Annotated in this window: 15 protein-coding genes; 8 read left to right on the top strand and 7 right to left on the bottom strand. The window is 73.2% G+C overall.

What is annotated here, in order from left to right:
• The coding region (locus tag ACWD5O_RS05205; protein WP_450084664.1) for an integrase core domain-containing protein at nucleotides 1-209 on the top strand (209 nt) is incomplete at its 5' end.
• A gap of 119 nt (nucleotides 210-328) precedes the next feature.
• Here the strand turns inward: ACWD5O_RS05205 and ACWD5O_RS05200 are convergent.
• From ACWD5O_RS05200 to ACWD5O_RS05190, 3 genes are read right to left on the bottom strand one after another with little or no spacing between them, the layout of a single operon-like run.
• Nucleotides 329-919: a GNAT family N-acetyltransferase gene (locus ACWD5O_RS05200; protein WP_450084663.1), complete on the bottom strand. Its 591-nt coding sequence runs from the start codon at nucleotides 917-919 to the stop codon at nucleotides 329-331.
• Complete coding sequence (locus tag ACWD5O_RS05195) at nucleotides 916-2,439, bottom strand: APC family permease (protein WP_450084662.1); 1,524 nt, start codon at nucleotides 2,437-2,439, stop codon at nucleotides 916-918. The genes ACWD5O_RS05200 and ACWD5O_RS05195 overlap by 4 nt, the downstream gene beginning before the upstream one ends.
• Before the next feature lie 45 nt (nucleotides 2,440-2,484).
• A complete protein-coding gene (locus ACWD5O_RS05190; RefSeq protein WP_450084661.1) occupies nucleotides 2,485-3,126 on the bottom strand; it encodes a GOLPH3/VPS74 family protein in 642 nt (213 codons plus the stop codon).
• Between the two features lie 171 nt (nucleotides 3,127-3,297).
• Between ACWD5O_RS05190 and ACWD5O_RS05185 the strand changes: the two genes are divergently transcribed.
• The 3 genes from ACWD5O_RS05185 to hrpB are packed head-to-tail and all read left to right on the top strand — an operon-like array spanning nucleotide 3,298 to nucleotide 6,966.
• Nucleotides 3,298-4,122 carry a helix-turn-helix domain-containing protein gene (locus ACWD5O_RS05185; protein WP_354964330.1) on the top strand — a complete coding sequence of 275 codons (825 nt, stop codon included), beginning with the start codon at nucleotides 3,298-3,300 and terminating at the stop codon, nucleotides 4,120-4,122.
• Nucleotides 4,123-4,163: 41 nt separating this feature from the next.
• Nucleotides 4,164-4,364, top strand: a complete 201-nt coding sequence (locus ACWD5O_RS05180) for a DUF397 domain-containing protein (protein WP_450084660.1) — start codon at nucleotides 4,164-4,166, stop codon at nucleotides 4,362-4,364.
• A 28-nt stretch (nucleotides 4,365-4,392) separates the two neighbouring features.
• Nucleotides 4,393-6,966 (top strand): ATP-dependent helicase HrpB, encoded by a 2,574-nt coding sequence (gene hrpB / locus ACWD5O_RS05175; RefSeq protein WP_450084659.1) that lies wholly within the window; start codon nucleotides 4,393-4,395, stop codon nucleotides 6,964-6,966.
• A gap of 6 nt (nucleotides 6,967-6,972) precedes the next feature.
• Here hrpB and ACWD5O_RS05170 read toward each other — a convergent pair whose 3' ends face one another.
• Nucleotides 6,973-7,698: a PP2C family protein-serine/threonine phosphatase gene (locus ACWD5O_RS05170; protein WP_450084658.1), complete on the bottom strand. Its 726-nt coding sequence runs from the start codon at nucleotides 7,696-7,698 to the stop codon at nucleotides 6,973-6,975.
• A gap of 259 nt (nucleotides 7,699-7,957) precedes the next feature.
• Here ACWD5O_RS05170 and ACWD5O_RS05165 point away from each other — a divergent pair, with 259 nt between their 5' ends.
• The 4 genes from ACWD5O_RS05165 (at nucleotide 7,958) to ACWD5O_RS05150 (ending at nucleotide 14,480) form a co-directional block, all read left to right on the top strand.
• Nucleotides 7,958-10,567 carry a glycoside hydrolase family 9 protein gene (locus ACWD5O_RS05165; protein WP_450084657.1) on the top strand — a complete coding sequence of 870 codons (2,610 nt, stop codon included), beginning with the start codon at nucleotides 7,958-7,960 and terminating at the stop codon, nucleotides 10,565-10,567.
• A gap of 91 nt (nucleotides 10,568-10,658) precedes the next feature.
• Nucleotides 10,659-11,573, top strand: coding sequence for a hypothetical protein (locus ACWD5O_RS05160; protein WP_450084656.1), 915 nt, complete (start codon nucleotides 10,659-10,661; stop codon nucleotides 11,571-11,573).
• Between the two features lie 110 nt (nucleotides 11,574-11,683).
• Nucleotides 11,684-12,934, top strand: a complete 1,251-nt coding sequence (locus ACWD5O_RS05155) for a DUF222 domain-containing protein (RefSeq protein WP_450084655.1) — start codon at nucleotides 11,684-11,686, stop codon at nucleotides 12,932-12,934.
• A 307-nt stretch (nucleotides 12,935-13,241) separates the two neighbouring features.
• A complete protein-coding gene (locus tag ACWD5O_RS05150; RefSeq protein WP_450084654.1) occupies nucleotides 13,242-14,480 on the top strand; it encodes an MFS transporter in 1,239 nt (412 codons plus the stop codon).
• Between the two features lie 32 nt (nucleotides 14,481-14,512).
• Here the strand turns inward: ACWD5O_RS05150 and ACWD5O_RS05145 are convergent, their stop codons facing one another.
• The 3 genes from ACWD5O_RS05145 to ACWD5O_RS05135 are packed head-to-tail and all read right to left on the bottom strand — an operon-like array spanning nucleotide 14,513 to nucleotide 17,343.
• On the bottom strand, nucleotides 14,513-14,770 hold the full coding sequence (locus tag ACWD5O_RS05145) for a UBP-type zinc finger domain-containing protein (RefSeq protein WP_450084653.1): 258 nt from the start codon (nucleotides 14,768-14,770) through the stop codon (nucleotides 14,513-14,515).
• The gene (locus ACWD5O_RS05140) at nucleotides 14,767-16,338 is read right to left on the bottom strand and encodes a Na+/H+ antiporter (RefSeq protein WP_387325847.1); all 1,572 of its coding nucleotides are present in this window, start codon (nucleotides 16,336-16,338) and stop codon (nucleotides 14,767-14,769) included. Before ACWD5O_RS05140 ends, ACWD5O_RS05145 begins: the two co-directional genes overlap by 4 nt.
• Nucleotides 16,339-16,377: 39 nt before the next feature.
• Nucleotides 16,378-17,343, bottom strand: coding sequence for a TIGR03885 family FMN-dependent LLM class oxidoreductase (locus ACWD5O_RS05135; protein WP_450084652.1), 966 nt, complete (start codon nucleotides 17,341-17,343; stop codon nucleotides 16,378-16,380).
• Nucleotides 17,344-17,345 lie beyond the last annotated feature (2 nt).

Raw genomic sequence — 17,345 nt, 5'->3', positions numbered from 1 at the left:
ACCGGCCGCAGACCAACGGCAAGGTCGAACGGTTCCACCGGACCCTGACCGACGGCTGGGCCATCGCCCGCTTCTACAGCTGCGAACAAGCCCGCCGCAAGGCCTTACCGGCCTTCCTGCATCACTACAATCACCACCGACCCCACACCGCCACCGGCGGCCTACCACCCATCACCAGGTTGACCAACGTCCCTGGACAGCACAACTAGGCGGTTCCGATCGAGGGCCGGGTCCGCGGACCCGGCCCTCGATCGCGCGTACGAACTGTCACGCGAGCGTTACAGCACGTCAGCTCTGCGCACCGGGCGGCAGCGCCCGGCCGGTCCCGTCAGCGGCTCACCGGCTCCCGCCACATCGGCCAGAACGGCGTACCATCGGGCACCCGGAACGGCTCGCCGGCCCGGTAGGCGTGCTGCGCGTACAGGTCCCGACTGCGCGGGCTGCTCGCCTCCAGGTAACCGGGCATCCCGTTGGCGTCCAGCCAGGCGTGGTGGTGCTCCAGCAGCGCGGTGCCCAGCCCCTGCCCCTGCCGGTCCGGCTGGACCGCCAGGAAGGCCAGATGGTGGTGGTCCGGATGCGGGTGGTTCGCCGCGAACAACTCGTCGAGATGCTCGAACCGGTCGGTCCACTCACCGCAGGCGGCGGCGAGCCGGGCGTCGTAGTCGGGCGGCGGCGGAGCCGGGTCGCCGACCGAGGGGAACCAGACCGCGACCGCGGCCCGGTCCGCGCTGGCATACACCAGACCGTGCCGCATCGCGTGCTCGACCAGGATCTCGAAGTTCCCGGCCAGCACGGCCTCCCGCTTGCTCGCGTCGGGCACCAGCCAGCGGGTCACCTCCAGGACGGTGAAGGCCTGGGCGATCCGGCCGGCCACCAGCGCGGTGCCTTCGGGACCGAGCCGCTCGATGGCCACGCTCATCGGGGCGCCTCCGAGCCGGCCGGTGCCGGCGACTGCTCCACCGGCTGCACGGCGGCCGCGGCGCTCTCCGCGCCGAGGCCGATCCGGGCGTACGTGTCCGGACGGCTGCCGCGCAGCACCAGCGCCCAGCCGACGCCCAACGCGGCCGCCACCGGGTACACCGCGGGCAGCGCCCAGCGCAGGGTGGAGTCCGGCGCGACGCCGAGCAGGTTGGCGAAGTTCGACACGGCCAGCCAGATGATCACAAAGAGCGCGATGGTGGCCAGCCCGGGTGCGATGACCCGCCGCCACAGCGTCTCCCCGCCACCGGAGCGGAGGAAGTAGGCGATCACGGCCACCGAGGTGGTGGCGATCAGCAGCAGCACACCGAACCCGCCGGTGGTGCCGCCCCAGAAGAACAGCTTGACCACCGGGTCCCAGCCGTTGACCGCGTACAGCAGGATGACCAGCAGGCCGAGGACGCTCTGCGCCAGCGAGGCGGCCCGCGGCGCGCCGCTGCGCGGCGAGGTCTGCCCGAACACCGCCGGCAGCACCCGCTCCCGGCCGAGCGCGAAGGTGTAGCGGGCCGTGGTGTTGTGGAACGAGATCATCGCGGCCAGCACCGAGGTCAGGAAGAGCGCCTGGCCGATGGTGACCGCGGTGTCGCCGAGCTGCGCACCGGCCAGGTTGAAGATCAGCCCGACGCTCTGCTCACCGGCCTCGGCCACGATACGGTCCGGTCCGACGGCGACCGTCATGGTCCAGGAGGAGAGCGCGTACAGCCCGGCGATGATCGCGACCGAGAGGTACGTCGCCAGCGGCACCGTGCGCTTCGGGTCCTTGCTCTCCTCGCTGAAGACCACCGCGGACTCGAAGCCGACGAAGCCGAGGATGGCCAGCACCAGCACCGCGCCCAATCCGGGCACGAAGAGGTTGTCCGGCGACAGCGCGGCGAAGCTGACCTGGCCGTCGGCCGGGTTGCCCAGCTGCCCCAGGTCGAAGATCAGGATCACCACGATCTCGGCGACCAGCAGCGCCGCCAGCACCAGGCCGTTGATGTCCACCCGGAGCAGGCCGAGCAGGCCGACCAGCGCCCACGCCACCAGGGCGACGATCGACCAGTGCGGGTGCCCACCGAAGATCCGGTCGAGCACCGGCTCGGCGGCGACGCCGATGGTGCCGTAGAGCCCGACCTGAAGCGCGTTGTACGCGATCAGCGCCACCCAGGCGGCGCCCACGCCGGCCGGCCGGCCCAGGCCACGGGAGATGTACGCGTAGAAGGCGCCGGCGTTCTCCACCCGGCGGGACATCGCCACGTAGCCCACCGAGAACAGGGCGAGCACCGCGGCGACCACCAGGAACGCCAGCGGGATGCCGGTCACCCCGATGACGCCGTAGCCGGTGGTGACGACACCTGCAACCACCGTCAGTGGCGCGGCGGCGGAGAGCACGAAGAAGATCACCGAGGGGACGCCGAGGCGGCCTCGGGCAAGGGCTTCGGAAACGTTGCTGGGTCGGTCGACTGTCGATGTCGGGGGCATACGACTACTCCGGTTGTCGAGGGGAGGGTGGGGGTTACCGGGGAATCATGGGACGCCACGGAGGACGGCGGCGCCGACCGCGGCCTCGGTGTGCCCGACGAGTTCCTTCAGGGGCGCCGGCAGCGCGGGGAGGAGGACGTTCAGCCGGTGGTGGGCACGGGGGCCGGCGCTCCACAGCACCTCGCGGGTCAGCCCGGCGGCCACCACCAGGCCGAGCAGCAGGGCGTCCGGCACGCTCGGCGGGTCCGGCCGCTCCAGCAGGGCCCGCAGCCGGGTGGCCGGCCAGGCCACCGCGTTGAGGTCGACCGGCAGGTAGCTGACCGAGGTGCGCAGCAGCCGACGGCTCTCCTGGCGGCGCAGCATGCCGGCCCGGGCCAGCCGCTCCCCCACCGAGGTCGTCGCGCTCTGCGCCAGGAAGCTGAGCCAGGTACGCACCGCCTGGTGCTGGGACTCGCCGATCAACTGGTCGAGCACGGTGTGCGCCAGCGCGTCGCCCGGCGGGCGCCGGTCGATGACAGTGACGTGCCCGCCGGAGACGGTGATGTGTCCATACAGGATCAGCTCGCCGAGCAGCCCGCCGGCCAGGCCGAGCCCGGTCGCGGCCGGGTGGAGTTTTGCCTTGCCGCGACTGTCGTTGTGAGCGATCAGGAAGAACTCGTCGGCGATGAGCAAACGGTCCTCCCGCACGGGTGTGTGTCCACAGTGATCGCGACCGGCAAAGGATGCACCGACAGCTACCGCAATGCAACTCCCAGATTTGAAAGTTGCACTCCGTGCAGGTCCGACCTGCGGATCTTGTCGTGACAGACTCGGAGGGTGACCGCCACCCCCGCCGTCCCACTCGCCGCCAGCCCGACCGTGCGCCGTCGACGCATCGCCCGGGAGCTGCGCCAGCTCCGCGAACGCGCGGGCATGACCCTCGATGTGGCGGCCCGCCAGCTCGACATGTCCAAGAGCAACCTCTCCCGGATCGAGACCGCGCAGATCGGCATCAAGCCGCGCGACGTCCGAGCGGCGCTCGCGCTCTACCAGGTGACCGGGGCCGACGCCGAGGCGCTGATCGAGATCGCCCGGAGCGCACAGCAGCGGGGCTGGTGGCAGAACTACAGCGACGTGCTGCCCGAGTGGTTCGAGTTCTACGTCGGGCTGGAGGCCGAGGCGGCGGCGCTGCGCACGTACGAGGCCGAGTCTGTGCCGGGGCTGTTGCAGACCGAGGCGTACGCCCGGGAGATCTACCGGCGCACCGCGGGCGAGGACGGCGTGGAGCGCAAGGTGGCGGCACGGCTGCACCGGCAGGAGGTGCTGCGCCGCGACGACCCGGTCCAGTTGTCGGTGGTGCTCAACGAGGCGGTGCTCCTGCGCCCGGTCGGCGGCAACGCCGTGATGGCCGAACAGGTGGTCCACATGACCCGGATCGCGCAACTACCGAACGTGACAATCCAGGTACTTCCATTCGCGGCCGGCGGGCATCCCGCGATGAGCACCCCGTACGTGATCCTCAACTTCGCCGACGCCGCCGACGCGTCCGTGGTTTACCTGGATAACCTCACGATGGGCCTGGCGCTGGAGGATGCCGACCAGGTGCTCGGGTATAGCCTGCTGCACGAGGAGCTGTGCCGCTTGGCGCTCGATCCGGCGGCGTCGTTGACCCGTCTTGAGCAGGCTTCTCGTAACTTTGCGTGACCGCGTCTGCGGCACGCCGACGCAGACGAGAGGTATCGCGGATGACGGCGCACGACCTGACCCGGGCGGACTGGCGGACCAGCACGCGCAGCAGCGGCAACGGCAACTGCGTGGAGGTCGCGACAGCCGACGGTCAGGTCGCCGTCCGGGACAGCAAGGACCGGCCCGGCCCGGTGCTCACCTTCGACGCGTCGGCCTGGCGCGCGTTCCTGCACGGCGTCGGCGAGGTCCGCCGCAGCTGAGCCCCCGGGGCCGGTGCGAGACTGGGCCGTGCTCTCCGACGTAACCCTGGACCTGCCGGTACGCCCGGTGCTGCCGGCGCTGGTCGCGGCACTCGACGCGGCCGGCGCCGGTGTCCTGGTGGCCCCGCCGGGCACCGGTAAGACGACCCTCGCGCCGCTGGCCGTGGCCGACCGGGTCAGCGGGCGGGTCGTGATCGCGCAACCCCGCCGGGTGGCCGCGCGGGCCGCCGCCCGCCGGATGGCCGAGCTGCTCGGCGAGCGGGTGGGCGACCGGGTCGGCTACGCGGTACGCGGCGAGCGCCAGGTCAGCCGTGCCACCCGGGTGGAGGTGGTCACCACCGGCCTGCTGGTCCGCCGGCTGCACCACGACCCGGAGCTGCCCGGCACGGGCGCCGTGCTGCTCGACGAGTGCCACGAGCGGCAACTCGACGCCGACCTCGCGCTGGCCTTCGCGGTGGAGGCCCGGGCCACCCTCCGGCCGGACCTGTGGCTGCTGGCAATGTCCGCCACCCCGGACACGGACCGGTTCGCCGCGCTGCTCGGCGGACCCGATCCGGCCCCGGTCGTCCGGGCCGAGTCGGCGCTGCACCCGGTGCAGCGGATCTGGGCACCGCCGGCACGGCCGATCGCCCCGCCCGGGGGCGGGCCGGTGGACCGGGCCCTGCTCGACCATGTGGCGGCCACCGTCCGACGGGCGCTGCGCGAGCGCGACGGCGACGTGCTGGTCTTTCTGCCCGGGGCCGGCGAGATCGCGGCGGTCACCGGCCGGCTGGCCGACCTGCGGGACACCGTCGCGCTGCTGCCGCTGCACGGCCGACAGCGCGGCAGCGAGCAGGACGCGGCCCTGCGCCCGGCTGATCGACGCCGGGTGGTGCTGGCCACCGCGTTGGCCGAGACCAGCCTGACCGTGCCGGGCGTGCGGGTGGTGGTGGACGCCGGGCTGTCCCGGGTGCCCCGCACCGACCTGGCCCGTGGGCTCGGCGCGTTGATCACCGTGCCGGTCTCCCGGGCCGCCGCCACGCAGCGGGCCGGCCGGGCCGGCCGGGAGGCCCCCGGGGCCGTCTACCGCTGCTGGTCCGCGGCGACCCACGAGCGGCTGCCCGCCCGGCCGGAGCCGGAGATCGCCACCGCCGACCTGACCGGCTTCGCGCTGGAGCTGGCCGCCTGGGGACGGCCGGACGGCGTCGGGCTCGCACTGCCCGATCCGCCGCCGCCGGCAGCGCTGTCGGTGGCCCGGGACACGCTGGTCACCCTGGGCGCGGTCGACGCGGACGGCCGGATCACCGGGCGGGGACGGGCCATCGCCGCCGCCGGTGCGCACCCACGGCTGGCCCGGGCGCTGCTCGACGGCGCCGGCCGGGTCGGCGCCGACCGCGCGGCCGAGGTGGTGGCCCTGCTCGCCGAGGAGAGCGCGGCCGGCCCGGGCGACGATCTGGTCGCCGGCTGGCGTCGGCTGCGCGCCGGGGCGGACGCGGGCGCGACCGCCCGCTGGCGGGCCGAGGTGCGCCGCCTGCGAGGTGCCCTGCCCGCCGGCTCCCCGCCGCAGGGCCGCGCCGCCGCCGGTAAGCCCGGCCGGACGGTCGGTCCCGGGACCAGCGGACGCGCCGACGCCGGTGGGCTCACTGACGACCTGGCCGCCGGGCTGCTGGTCGGGTTGGCGTACCCGGAGCGGTTGGCCCGGGCGCGGCGGTCGGGCGGTTCGGCGTACCTGATGACCGGTGGGACCGCCGCGGAGCTGGCGGTGGGGTCGGGGCTGACCGGGTCGGACTGGCTGGCGGTGGCCGTCGCGGACCGCACCCCCGGCGCGCCCTCGGCGCGGATCCGCCGGGCCACGCCGCTGGACGAGGCGACGGCCCGGGAGGCGGCCGGCCCGCTGCTGTCCACGCGCCGGGAGGTCGGCTGGTCCGAGGGGGACGTGGTGGCCCGGGAGGTGACCCGGCTGGGGGCGATCCTGCTCCAGGAGCGCCGGCTGGATCGTCCGGACCGGGCGGAGGTAGCGGCGGCGCTGCTGACCGGCCTGCGCCAGGACGGGCTGGGGCTGCTGTCCTGGACGCCGGCGGCCCGGGCGCTGCGCGAGCGGCTGGCGTTCACCCGGCACCACCTCGGCGCACCGTGGCCGGACGTCAGCGACGAGGCGTTGCTCGCCGCCGCGCCGACCTGGCTGGGCCCGGAGCTCTCCGCCGCCCGGCGCCGCGCCGACCTTGCCCGGGTGGACGTGGCCTCGGCGCTGCGCCGGCTGCTGCCGTGGGCACAGGCCGCCCAGCTGGACGAACTGGCCCCGGAACGGATCGCCGTGCCGAGTGGTTCCCGGATCCGGCTCGACTACAGCGACCCGGCGGCGCCGGTGCTGGCGGTGAAGCTGCAGGAGACGTTCGGCTGGCGGGTGGCCCCGCGCATCGGCGGCGGCCGGGTGCCCGTGCTGCTGCACCTGCTCTCCCCCGCCGGCCGGCCCGTGGCGGTCACCGCCGACCTGGCGTCGTTCTGGCGCACCGGCTATCCGCAGGTGCGCGGCGAGCTGCGCGGCCGCTATCCCCGGCACCCGTGGCCGGAGGATCCGACGACCGCGACGCCCACCCGGCGCGCCACACCGCGCCGGCGTTGAGGCCGGTTACTCCTCCAGCACGTCGGCCACCACGACGGTGACGTTGTCCGGCCCGCCGGCGTGCAGTGCCAGGTCGATCAGCTTGCCGGCGCAGGCGGCCCGGTCCGGGTAGCCGGTGAGCACCTCGACGAGGGTGTCCGAGCGGACCACGTTGGACAGCCCGTCGCTGCACAGCAGCCACCGGTCGCCGACCCGGGGCACCATCGTCGCGTACGACGGGGAGACGTCGTCGCCCTGCAACGCCTGGGTGACCACCGCCCGGCGCGGGTGGCTGCTGGCCTGGTCCGCGGTGATCACGCCCTGGTCCACCAGCATCTGGACGAACGTGTCGTCCCGGGTGACCTGCTTGAGCACTCCCTCGCGGAGGAGATAGGCCCGCGAGTCACCGACGTGCGCGAGGGCGAGGCAGCTGCCGGTGCGGGCGAAGAGCAGGGCGGTCAGTGTGGTGCCCATGCCCTGGCGCTCCGGGTCCTCGGCGACCGCCTGCCGGATCCGGGTGGTGGCCAGCGCGATGCCACCCTGGAGCGCGGCCACCAGGGCGTCCTCGGGGGTCTCCACGTCCAGAGGAGCGACCGCGTCGATGGTGAGCGCGCTGGCCAGGTCGCCGGCCGCCATTCCGCCCATGCCGTCGGCGACGGCGACGAGCCAGGTCCCGGCGTGCAGGGCGTCCTGGTTTCCGCTGCGGATCAGCCCACGGTCGCTCGTTCCCACGGAACGCAGCTTCAGGGTCATGGGAGGCAGCCTGCCAGGCGAAGGGCGCAGTTGTCTCTAGGAGATCAGGACGACGGCGCGTGGCGCGGCCAATCTCACGTGTCCGCCCTGGCGCGTCATGGCGGACCCGGCCGGGCTGGCCGCCCTCGTCGTACGCCACAACCCATCCAGTCAGATCGATTGACGCGGCGCACGGACGCTGGAAACATCAAGCCGATAGTTGGGAGCGCTCCCAGATTCCGCCACCACCGCCCCGCATCCCGTCCCGGAAGGACTCCCCGTGACGCCATCTCGACGCCGCCTCCTACTGGCCGCGGCGACCACCCTGGCCCTCACCGGCGCGGGCGCCGGCGCGGCCCACGCCGACCCGCCGCCGGACGCCCCCGAACAGATCGACAACGGCGACTTCAGCGCCGGCGTGAGCCCCTGGTTCTCCTACGGCACCGGCGCGCTCGCGGTGACCGACGGCCGGCTCTGCACCACCGTTCCCGGCGGACTGGCCAACCCGTGGGACGCCGGCATCGGCCAGGACGGCGTGCCGCTGATCGCCGGCGCCGAATACACCCTCGGCTTCACCGTGTCCGCCACCCCCGGCGCCGCGGTCAAGGCCGTCCTCCAGCTCGGCAGCGCCCCGTACACCACGTACGCCGCCGTGGACGCCACCGCCACGGGCACCGCCCAGCGGGTCGAGCAGACCTTCACCGTCCCGGACGACAACCCCGGCGCCCAGCTGATCTTCCAGGTCGGTGGCGCCGCCGAGACGCAGACCGTCTGCCTGGACGACGTCTCGCTGCGCGGCGGTGAGCCGCCCGAGCCGTACGAGCCGGACACCGGGCCGCGGGTGCGGGTCAACCAGGTCGGCTACCTGCCCGGCGGGCCGAAGAACGCCACAGTGGTCACCGAGGCCACCGGGCCGCTCCCCTGGCAGCTGCGCTCGGCCGCCGGCACGGTCCTGGCCAGCGGCACCACCACCGCGCGCGGCGTGGACGCCGCCTCCGGGCAGAACGTGCACACGGCCGACTTCTCCGGCTACCGCACACCCGGCAGCGGTCTGACGCTCACCGTGGACGGTGACACCAGCCACCCGTTCGACATCTCCGGCACCCTCTACGACCGGCTGCGCGCCGACTCGCTCCAGTTCTTCTACGCCCAACGCAGCGGCATCGCCATCGACGGCCACCTGATCGGCGACGAGTACACCCGGCCCGCCGGCCACCTCGGCGTCGCGCCCAACCAGGGCGACACCACCGTGCCCTGCCAGCCGGGCGTCTGCGACTACTCCCTCGACGTGCGCGGCGGATGGTACGACGCGGGCGACCACGGCAAGTACGTGGTCAACGGCGGCATCGCCACCTACCAGCTGCTGAGCACCTTCGAGCGGACCAGGACGGCGGTCACCGCGGCCGGCGGCGCCGGTCTCGCCGACGGCACGCTGCGGGTGCCCGAGCACGACAACGGCGTGCCAGACATCCTCGACGAGGCCCGCTGGGAGCTGGAGTTCCTGCTGCGCATGCAGGTGCCGGCCGGCAAGCCGCTCGCCGGGATGGCCCACCACAAGATCCACGACCGGAACTGGACCGGCCTGCCGCTCGCCCCGCACGACGACCCGCAGCCCCGCGAGCTGCACCCGCCGTCCACCGCGGCCACCCTCAACCTGGCCGCCACCGCCGCCCAGTGCGCACGGCTCTACGCCCCCTACGACGCGGCGTTCGCGGCCCGCTGCGGCACCGCCGCGACGACCGCCTACGCCGCCGCCAAGGCACACCCGGCGGTGTACGCCAGCCCCAGCGACAGCACCGGCGGCGGCGCGTACGACGACACCAACGTCACCGACGAGTTCTACTGGGCCGCGGTCGAGCTGTACCTGACCACCGGTGGGCAGGCCTATTTGACCGACCTGACCGCCTCGCCGCACCACAGCGGGGACGTGTTCGCCCCGCAGGGATTCGGCTGGCAGGGCACCGCCGCGCTCGGCCGCCTCGACCTGGCCACCGTGCCGAACGGGCTGCCCGCCGCCGAGCTGACCCGGATCCGCGCCTCGGTCACCGGCGCCGCCGACGCGTACCTCGCCGAGCTGCGCCGGCAGGCGTACGGGCTGCCGATGCCCGGGGACGAGAGCAGCTACTTCTGGGGCGCCAACAGCAACATCATCAACAACGCCGTCGTGCTGGCCACCGCCTTCGACCTGACCCGCGACGCCACCTACCGGGACGGCGCCGTGCAGGCGATGGACTACCTGCTCGGGCGCAACGCGCTGAACATCTCATACGTCACCGGGTGGGGCGAGCACGCGGCGGAGAACCAGCACAGCCGGATCTTCGGCCACCAGCTCGACCCGAACCTGCCGCGTCCGCCCGCCGGCTCCCTCGCCGGTGGCGCGAACGCCGCCCTCCAGGACCCGTTCGCGGCGCAACTGCTCGCCGGCTGCAAGCCGATGTTCTGCTATGTCGACGACATCAACTCGTACGCGACCAACGAGGTGGCGATCAACTGGAACTCGGCGCTGGCCTGGATCGCCTCGTTCCTGGCCGACCAGGGTGACGCCGGCGCGGTGCCGGCCACCACCTGCGCGATCCGCTACACCAACTACGGCGCCTGGCACGGCGGCACCGGGTTCACCGCACAACTGACCGTCCGCAATACCGGCGCCACCACCGTCAACGGCTGGACCGTGCGGTTCGCGTTCACCGGCGACCAGCGGGTGCGCGAGGCGTGGCTGGCGAAGGTCACCCAGGCCGGGGCTACGGTGACCGCCCGCAACGAGTCGTACAACGCCCGGATCGGGCCCGGCGGCACGGTGACGTTCGGCTTCAACGCGACGACCACCGGCGGCGCCAACCCCAATCCGGGCCTGGTCACGGTCAACGGCGCTGCCTGCTCCCTGACCTGACCGGAACGGCTGGTGGCCCCCCGCAAGGGCGGCCACCAGTCGTTCACAAACCAGGTGGACCGGGCCGACCCCGTAGACCATGGTGAGGGCCATGGATGGCGGCGAACTGGCCGGCGCGGAGCGTCGGGTGTGGGCGGCGATGCCGTCGGGGACACGGTCCGCACTCGCCGGCCTGCCCAGCGCGGACCTACGCACCCTGCTGCTGACCGTGGCCCGCGACCGCGCAGCCACCGTGCGCCCGGCCGATGTGGTCCGCCGTTGGCGTGAGGACCGCTTCGTCCGCCCGGCCGGCGCCGACCCCCGCGTACTTGCTCAGGTGGAGGCACGGATGTGGCAACTGCTGCCGGCCGACGTCTCTGGAGTGGAGCTGTCGCCGGTCGTACCGGTGGGCACCTGCGCGACGGTCGCACCGGTCAGCCAGAACAGGATCGTCACCACGATGCGCGCCAGCGAGGTGCTGAGCGATCCCACCAACGCGCTCGCGATCGAGGCGGCTGTGCGTCGCCGTCGGCAGAGCGAAGTGCACCTTGCCGCCGCCCATCGGGCCCTGCGGGCGCAGGACTTCGGCACCGGCGCGTCGGCGCACTTCCGACTCTTCGCCCTGGTGTCCAGCGCCCGGGACGCTGGCTCGGGCAGCACCGAGGCCCGGCTGCTGATCCGGCACCTCACCTACTGGCGGACCGTCCTCGCCGAACTGGCACCAGCGGCAACACCACAGCTGCATGTCACGGTCTTCGACGACCGGATTATCGGCGAGCGACTGGCCGACACCGTCCGACCGACACTTGGTGAGAACGCGGTGCTGCTCGTGGACGAGTCGGAGCGGGAGCGCGGCCGGGGTTACTACACGGGTTGCGCACTGCGGATCACCGTCCTGGGCGGCAGCCTGGAAGTCGGCGACGGCGGCTTCACCGATTGGACCGCCCGGCTGAGCGGCGATGCCAAGGAGCGCTGCCTCGTTTCCTGCCTCGCCACCGAACGCCTCGTTGACTGCGTCGAGCGCTGAATCGACCGCACAACGACCCGACCGCCGGCATTCAGCACGCTCAGAATGCCGGCGAATTCCGCCGCCACCGAGCACCAGAAGTTGTCGTACAGCTGTTCTAATGTTTGGACGTGGTGGAGGAGTTGGCGCAGGCTGAGGCCGCAGTCGCCGTGTGCGTCGACGTGGCGACGTGGGCCTTGCCGGAGCACGACCTCATCGCGGCGCTCGATGCCGCACACCGCCTCGAACAGCGTCTGGCAGCGGTGAAGTTGGCCGTGGTACGAGAGTTGGACGGCCGTGGCACGGCCGCGACGCAGGGCGCGTCGTCGACGTCGGTGTGGTTGCGTGACCGGCTCCGGCTCACCGTCCCCGCCGCTCGTCGGCTGGTTGACCTCGCTGCAGCCCTGGACACCGGGGTGCCCGAGGTGCGGGCCGCTCTGGCCAGCGGCGATATCAATGTGGGGCAGGCCCGTGTCATCGGCGACACGGTCAGCACCGTGCAGACGACCGCCGGCGCCGACGTAGCCGAGAAGGCGGTTGCGGTGTTGATTGAGTGGGCCAGGCAGTTCGAGCCGACCCTGCTGCGCAAGCTGGGCACCCGGGTCCTCGATCACGTCGCGCCGCAGGTCGCCGAAGCCGTGGCTCGGGCGACGATTGAGGCCGATGCCCGCCGGGCCTGTCGAGACCGTCATGTCACTTTGTCCGGGCTGCGGGATGGCTGCCTGCGGCTGAGCGGCACCCTGGACGCCGAGGCGGCCGGCCTGCTGCGCGCCGCGATCGAGCCGTTGACCGCGCCGTCGGGTATGGGCGATCCGCGATCACCCGGGCAACGCCGCCACGACGCGCTCGCCGACCTCTGCCGACTCGCCCTGCGCTCCGGGCAGTTACCCGAACATGGCGGCGAGCCCGCACAGCTCGTCGTCACCACCAGTTTCGACGGCCTCGTCCGTCAGCTCAACGGCGGCACTCTCGACACCGGCCCCGAACTCACCCCGGAAACCGTGCGCCGACTCGCCTGCGACGCCACCATTCTGCCCGCCGTTCGCGGCAGCACCGGCCAGGTCCTCGACGTCGGCCGACAACGCCGCCTCATCACCGGCCCCCTCCGACGCGCCCTGGTCCTACGCGACCGGGGCTGCGCCTTCCCCGGCTGCGACCGCCCACCCCGCTGGTGCGACGCCCACCACATCCGACACTGGGCCGGCGGCGGAGAGACGGCCCTGCGTAACGCGGTGCTGCTTTGCGGGCACCACCACAGACACGTCCATCACGGCGACTGGACCGTCCGACAGGGCAGCGACGGCCACCCCGAGTTCGTCCCGCCGGCCTGGCTCGATCCCGACCGCCTCCCCCGCCGCAACCAATACCACCGGCGCACGTGAAGACACTCCATGCACCAGGCATGACTGCGGCACCCGAGAACGGCACAGGCGACCGGAGAGGCCAGGCACCCGGGGCACGGCCCTCCCGAGCCGGCGACCGCCGCTTCCCTTGGCACCGCATCGCCAGCCTCAGCACGCCCACGGGATGCTGCGGGCTCCCGCTGGCTCGATGCCCGGGCGCCCGCCCGCACTGGTCCCACGTCGACCTGTCCACCGCAGAATTCGACGAACGCGCCGGAGTCGGGCTGTGACGGGCACCGCACCGCGAGGGGCGTCGATGCGTATACGTCGGCCATAGGGTCGTTGTGTGCGTACCCAGGCGGGGATTCGTGGCCGATGGCGGTCGTTGTCGCCGTTGCCGCCACCCGGCCACCTGCGCACCCTGTCGCTGGCCACCCTCGCCAACACGGTCGGTGCCGGGCTCTGGCTGACCGGTGTGGCGCTCTACCTCACCCGCGTCGTCGGGCTGTCCCCGACACAGGTGGGGCTCGGGCTCACCCTGGCCGGCCTGGTCGGGCTGACCGCCAGTGTGCCGCTCGGCGGGCTGGCCGACCGCCGCGACCCACGGACCCTCCGTGCGGTCCTTCAACTGGCGCAGGCCGCCGTCGCCGTCGCGTACCTGCTGGTGGGCTCGTTTCCAGTCTTTCTGCTGGTGGCGACTCTGGACGCGCTGCTGGTCTCCGGCAACCTGGCGGTTCGTGCCACGCTGGTGGCCGCCGTCGCCGGCCCGCAGGGACGGGTGCACGCCTTCGCCACGCTGCGGGCGGTGGCGAACCTGGGCATCGCGGTCGGGGCGGGGCTGGCCGGGTTCGCGCTGGCCGCCGACACGCATCTGGCGTACCAGATCCTGGTGGCCGGCAACGCGACCACCTATCTGGTGTCGGCGGCCCTGCTGATGCGGCTGCCGGCCCTCGCACCACCCACACGTCCGTCGACGGCCGCCGCCCTTCGCCGGGGGCGGCCGCTGCGTGACGGCCGCTTCCTCGCGGTGAGCGGCGCGTCGGCGGTGCTCGCCCTCCATCAGACGGTGCTCACGCTGGTGGTGCCGCTCTGGGCGGTGAACCTGCTCGGGGCGCCCCCGCCCATCGTGTCGGCGGTGCTGCTGACCAACACCGTGCTCACCGTACTGCTGGCGATGCGGCTCAGTCGGGGCGCGGACACCGCCGCGCCGGCCGCCCGGAAGATGCGCCGAGCCGGCCTGGTGCTGGCCACGGCGATGCTTCTGTACGCCGCGACCGCCGGCCTCCCCACCGCGCCGGCGGTCGCGCTCCTGCTGGTCGCCACCGTCGTCTACACCGTCGGCGACCTGTGGCACGGCGCCGCCGGGGCGGGACTGACCTACGATCTGGCGCCGCCGGACGCGATCGGCGCCTACCAGGGGGCGGACGGGATGCTCGCCGGTCTGGCCCGCGCCGTCGCCCCGGCTCTGCTGACGCTGGTGGTGCTCGACGGTGGCGTGCCCGGTTGGCTGGCCGTCGGAGGGCTCTTCGCCGTGGTAGGCCTGGCCAGCCCTGCGCTCACTCGGCGTGCGCTACCCCGTGACTGACGTTCGGGTGGAGGCACGTCGCCGCGAGCCCGTCAGCCGATCTCCTCGTCGACGTAGCACCAGCGCCAGGCCTCGCCGGGCTGCGCCGAACGGATCACCGGGTGACCGGTGGACGCGAAGTGCTTGCTCGCGTGCTGGTTCGGCGACGAGTCGCAGCAGCCGACCTGCCCGCAGCTCAGGCAGGTGCGCAGGTGCACCCAGTAGGTGTCGCCGATGGCGACGCAGTCCGCGCACTCGTCGGCGGTACGCGCCTCGGCGGCACCGGCCTCGGTCAGGTGCCGACAGCTCATTTCTCGACCTCCCGCAGCAACGACTCTTCCAGGTCCAGGTCACGATAGGCCTGCACCAGCACCTCCTCAGGTATCTGACCGGCGTCCCGGGCAGCCCGGAAGACGTCCCGCTCGGCGTCGATCATCTCCTGTCGCAGCCGACCGTACGCCTGCGAGGGGGTTTCCCGCTCGGAGCCACCGAGCCGTTCCCAGGCCATGTTCGTGCGGTCGTCCAGCGCCCGGCGCAGCCGGTCCACCACCGCCGGTGGCGCGTCGTCGGCCAACTCGTCGAGGCGGTCCTGGGCTGCCCGGCTGGCCTGCTGCTGCACCCCGGCGGCCGACAGCGCGTCCTGCACCGGGTCGTCCTGCGGCAGCTTCAGCCGGCGGGCGACGACCGGCAGCGTGGCTCCCTGGCCGACCAGGGTGACCACGATCACCGCGAAGGCCAGCCAGATGAACAACGCCCGGGGGTAGGGCTCGTCGTCGGCCAAGGTCAGCGGCAGGGCCAGCGCGGCGGCCAGGGTCACCACACCGCGCATCCCGGCCCAGCCGATGATGATGGGGAACTTCGGCGGCGGGGCCGGATCCCGGCGACGGATCCGGGGCACCAACCGGGCCAGGTAGGTGGCCGGGAAGAGCCAGACGAACCGGGTGAGAAAGACCGTGGCGAGCACGGCGAGGGTGATCGCGGTGAGCGAGCCGAACGGCTCGTCGAGGTCCCGCAGCACGTCCGGCAACTGGAGCCCGACCAGCAGGAAGACCAGCCCCTCCAGCAGGAAGCGGGCCAGCCGCCAGAACGCGCCGACCTGCAGCCGGGAGGCGGCCGAGAGCAACCGGGGCAGCTTGTGGCCGAGCACCAGCCCGGTGACCACCACCGCGACGACGCCGGAGGCGTGCACCTCCTCGGCGCCGAACACCACGGCGAATGGGATGATCAACGACAACGCGTTGTCCAGCAGCGGGTCGTGGATACGCCGGTGCAGGAAGCCGAAGACCAGCGCACCGAGCAGACCGATCAGGATGCCGCCGCCGGCGGACCGCAGCACCTCGATGGCGACGTCGGCGGTGCCGACCGCCGAACCGGCGGTCGCCAGCGTCGCGACCCGCAGCAGCACCAGCGCCGTCGCGTCGTTGATCAGGCTCTCCCCCTCCAGGATGGTGACCACCCGGCGGGGCAGCCCGACCCGTCGGGCGACCGCGGTGGCGGCCACCGCGTCCGGGGGCGCGACCACCGCGCCGAGGGCCAGGCAGATCGCGAACGGCAGCTGCGGCAGCAGCAGGTGCAGCACGAGGCCGACCACGAACGCGGTGAACAGCACCAGGCCGACGGCGAGCAGCAGGATCGGCCGGATGTTGTTCTTGAACGCCGGCACCGAGGTCTCCAGCGCTGCCACGTAGAGCAGCGGCGGCAGGATGCCGACCAGCACCAGCTCCGGGTCAAGGTGCACCTGCGGAAGGCCCGGCACGAAGGAGAGCGCCAGACCGAGTACGACCAGCAGGATCGGCGCGAGCAGGCCGAGCCGGCGGGCCAGCGCCGCGCCCAGGGTGGCGATCGCCAGGAACACGACGACCGGAAACAGGCTTTCCATGGGACAGAAGCCTAGGGGTCCCAGGTAGTGGACCCCTGGTCAGCCGGCCGGGCGCAACTTCGGCAGCACCTCGGCGCCGAACGCGTCGATGAACCCGCGCTGCTCCTGCCCGACGTGGTGCAGGGCGATCTGGTCGAACCCGAGTTCCGCGTACTCCTCCAGCCAGCCCACGTGCCGGCCCAGGTCGGCCGAGACGTTCACGACCTGCGCGACCCGTTGCGGTGGCACGTCGGCCGAGACCACGTCGAAGTGCTCGACGGTCTCCAGGTCCCAGCAGACCGGCGGGGCGAAGACGTTGCTGCGCCACTGGTCGTACGCGAGCGCCTCGGCCTGCGCCTGCTCCGGCGCCCAGCTGACGTGCACCTGCAGGTGCAGTGGGCCGCGCCCGCCGGCGTCCCGGTACGCGTCGATCATCTCGCGCAGGTGCGCCACCGGCGCGTTGACGGTGATCAGACCGTCCGCCCACTCGGCGCACCAGCGGGCGGTGGCCACGCTGACCGCGGCGCCGACCAGTGCGGGCGGCTGCTCGGGCCGGGTCCACAGCCGGGCCCGGTCCACCCGGACCAGGCCGTCGTGGCTGACCTCCTCGCCGGCCAGCAGCGCCCGGATCACGTCGACACACTCGCGCAGCCGGGCCGCGCGTACGTCCTTGCGCGGCCACGGGTCGCCGGTGATGTGCTCGTTGCTGGCCTCACCGGTGCCCAGCGCGGCCCAGAACCGACCCGGGTACATCGCGCCGAGGGTGCCGATCGCCTGCGCGATGATCGCCGGGTGGTAGCGCTGGCCGGGGGCGTTGACCACACCGAACGACATGCCGGTGGCCTGCAACGCGGCCCCCAGCCAGGACCAGGCGAAGCCGGATTCGCCCTGCCGGGCGCTCCACGGGGAGAAGTGGTCGGAGCACATGGCGGCGTCGAAGCCGGCCCGTTCGGCGTGCAGCACCGCCTCCAACAGGGCACGCGGACCGATCTGCTCGTGCGAGGCGTGAAATCCGAACAGCGTCATGC

Source organism: Micromonospora sp. NPDC005161 (assembly GCF_053599855.1).
Note: the sequence above shows the minus strand (reverse complement) of the source record. Positions and strands in the feature narration are given on the sequence as shown.

Bases quoted from the DNA above. Each gene is read 5' to 3' on its own strand.
- ACWD5O_RS05200 (WP_450084663.1), bottom strand. From the start codon at position 919: ATGAGCGTGGCCATCGAGCGGCTCGGTCCCGAAGGCACCGCGCTGGTG.
- ACWD5O_RS05195 (WP_450084662.1), bottom strand. From the start codon at position 2,439: ATGCCCCCGACATCGACAGTCGACCGACCCAGCAACGTTTCCGAAGCC.
- ACWD5O_RS05180 (WP_450084660.1), top strand. From the start codon at position 4,164: ATGACGGCGCACGACCTGACCCGGGCGGACTGGCGGACCAGCACGCGC.
- ACWD5O_RS05170 (WP_450084658.1), bottom strand. From the start codon at position 7,698: ATGACCCTGAAGCTGCGTTCCGTGGGAACGAGCGACCGTGGGCTGATC.
- ACWD5O_RS05160 (WP_450084656.1), top strand. From the start codon at position 10,659: ATGGATGGCGGCGAACTGGCCGGCGCGGAGCGTCGGGTGTGGGCGGCG.
- ACWD5O_RS05145 (WP_450084653.1), bottom strand. From the start codon at position 14,770: ATGAGCTGTCGGCACCTGACCGAGGCCGGTGCCGCCGAGGCGCGTACC.
- ACWD5O_RS05140 (WP_387325847.1), bottom strand. From the start codon at position 16,338: ATGGAAAGCCTGTTTCCGGTCGTCGTGTTCCTGGCGATCGCCACCCTG.
- ACWD5O_RS05135 (WP_450084652.1), bottom strand. From the start codon at position 17,343: ATGACGCTGTTCGGATTTCACGCCTCGCACGAGCAGATCGGTCCGCGT.